This is a genomic window from Caenibacillus caldisaponilyticus (genome assembly GCF_002003465.1).
GTDB classification, from domain to species: Bacteria; Bacillota; Bacilli; order Bacillales; family Sporolactobacillaceae; genus Caenibacillus; species Caenibacillus caldisaponilyticus.
In genome coordinates, this window is sequence record NZ_BDDQ01000125.1 from 1 (window position 1) to 2,343 (window position 2,343).

Genomic DNA, 2,343 nt, shown 5'->3' on the forward strand with positions numbered 1-2,343 from the left:
TTTGACCATYTTYYAATTCCACCAAACGGTCAAGTCCATTTTATTGTGTAAATTTCCCTTTGATAGAAAGATGGACCTGATGACCTGACGTATGGCAGGTAAGTCCGGCAAGTCTCCCTGCCGGTCGCCTTCCCGGACTAATGATCATTGTTGTCAAAGTACAGGTGTGTCAAGGCGCTTTCGCGGCAACTCCTCGCTTCCGAGGTATTTCACGTTCTCCTTGACACGTCGAAGAAATTATCCCACTTTCTTGATCGCCGAAACTTCCTGATTCATCGTTTGAACGCCTAACTCTTTCGTTTTCCGCCACTGCCAATAGTCGGACATATCCAGGTATTTGCGTCCCGATATCCATTTTTCGTCCATTTCGATCAACACGGCGCCTACGAGGCGATACACCGATTCCCGGTTCGGAAAAATGCGGATCACCCGTTCTCTGCGGCGGATTTCCTCGTTCAGCCGTTCCACCCCGTTGGTCGTGCGCAGGCGCCGCCGGTAACGGTCCGGATAGTCCAATACGGCGGTGGCGTCTTCGAATCCCTCTTCGAGGATTTGCATGGCTTTTGGGGCTTTTTCTTCCCATTTGGCCAGCACTTGTTCCAATAACAGCCGGGCCGCCTGCTTATTGGGGGCGTGAAGAATCCCGCGAATCTCCTCAAGCAAGGCATCCTGCATATACTTTGGTGCGGCATCGAGGATATTGCGAATAAAATGTGTCTGGCATCGCTGCCATGTCGCGCCTTGGAAATGCTTTTCAATCGCTTGCACCAGCCCGCCGTGTTGATCCGAGATGATCAAGTCCACTCCCCGGAGTCCCCGGTCTTTCAGCCATCCGAAGAACTCGCTCCAGCTGGACTCCGATTCACTGTTTCCGATTTGCAGGCCAAGAATTTCCCGGTATCCTTCCTCATTCACTCCTGTGGCGATCAAAACGGCTCTGGAACGTACCCGTCCATCTTCCCGGACTTTCGTATAAATAGCATCTACTAGCACAAACGGATACACATGTTCATGAAGGGAACGGTCATTCCAGTCTTGGATCATCGGATCCAGTCCTTTGCACAACGCGGAGACCGTGGACTTGGAAAACGAAGTCCCGCACAATTCTTCTGTGATTTGGGTGATCTTGCGGGTAGACACTCCGTTTACGACCATTTCCATGAGGGCCAGTACCAGAGCTTGTTCGCTCCGTTGATAACGTTGAAAGAGTTCAGTGGAAAACTCCCCATCCCTTGTCCGCGGCACGCGCAAGGTCAACCGTCCCACCCGAGTCGTCAATTGCCGGGGATAAGACCCGTTTCGATAGCCTTTTCGCTCCTCTGTGCGCTCATAACGGCCGGCGCCAAGTTGATCCGTTAACTGGGCTTCAAGGATTTGATTCAAGACCTGTTCCAACAGTTTGGCCAGTCCTTGATCTTGCGACAAGAACCCGTGCAGGATTTCATCGCTTATTGTAATATTGTATTGAGCCATAGTTGCTTTCCTCCTTTTTGTTTTTTGTTTTGGTCAATGTCCATTCTATCAAAGGGAAAGCAACGTGGCTCTTTTTACATTTCCTTTTTACACAATTTTACGGACTCAACTATGTGTTGCCAAGAAGAAGCCATGGTACCGATAGAAATTGTTGTTTGGGGAAGCGATCAAATCACACCGAAAAAAAAAGCCACTCCTTGTGGAAGTGACCCTTCTGAAGTCTCTATTCCATTCCATTTACTGCGGACTTATCCATCGCCTTACGATTTTCGACGGTGACAGACAATGAACCGCCAATTCCTTTATCCACTTTGTACCGCCACGCGCCTTAAACGTGTTTCCTTTCCCCTCTCGCCCTGTCTCCTGTATCACCTCTAAAAACGAAGAAGCCAACAGGTGATCAGGCATGAAATCAAACCTAATTTAGTGAGCTTTTATTATAGAAGAACGACGCCTACTATCTGATAATCGGCGATAGCTATCGATTAAAGTACCGCCAGACCATTTTGGGCAAATCGTGTTCAAAGTTATTTAGCGAAAATGGTTTAAAAGTACTTGACGGTTACATTTTTCCCTTAACCTGCTTTAACGTCGCTACGATAAGAAAGCTAACAATCACTAATAAGAACCATGAACTCACCTTTCCTGGATGAACGAGACTCCATGCATCGGTTTGGTATGGATATTCCCAAGCTCCAAAGAACGTTGCGATATTTTCGGCTATCCATATGAAAAATCCGATGAGCACAAAAGAAAGTGCGAGTGGCATACGGTAACGAGTTCCATCCACCTCGAATGTGACCCATGATTGCCAAAAGACGATAAATACAAGTCCGGATAACCACCAACGAACGTCCATCCAATAATGGT

At 48.0% G+C, this 2,343-nt stretch carries 2 protein-coding genes; both read right to left on the reverse strand.

The window, feature by feature from the left end:
- Nucleotides 1-237: 237 nt before the first annotated feature.
- Nucleotides 238-1,473: an IS256 family transposase gene (locus CCB157_RS16700; RefSeq protein ID WP_077616928.1), complete on the reverse strand. Its 1,236-nt coding sequence runs from the start codon at nt 1,471-1,473 to the stop codon at nt 238-240.
- A gap of 562 nt (nt 1,474-2,035) precedes the next feature.
- Nucleotides 2,036-2,343, reverse strand: a 308-nt coding sequence (locus CCB157_RS16705; RefSeq protein WP_143287133.1) for a DUF817 family protein, incomplete at its 5' end; no start/stop codon positions are given.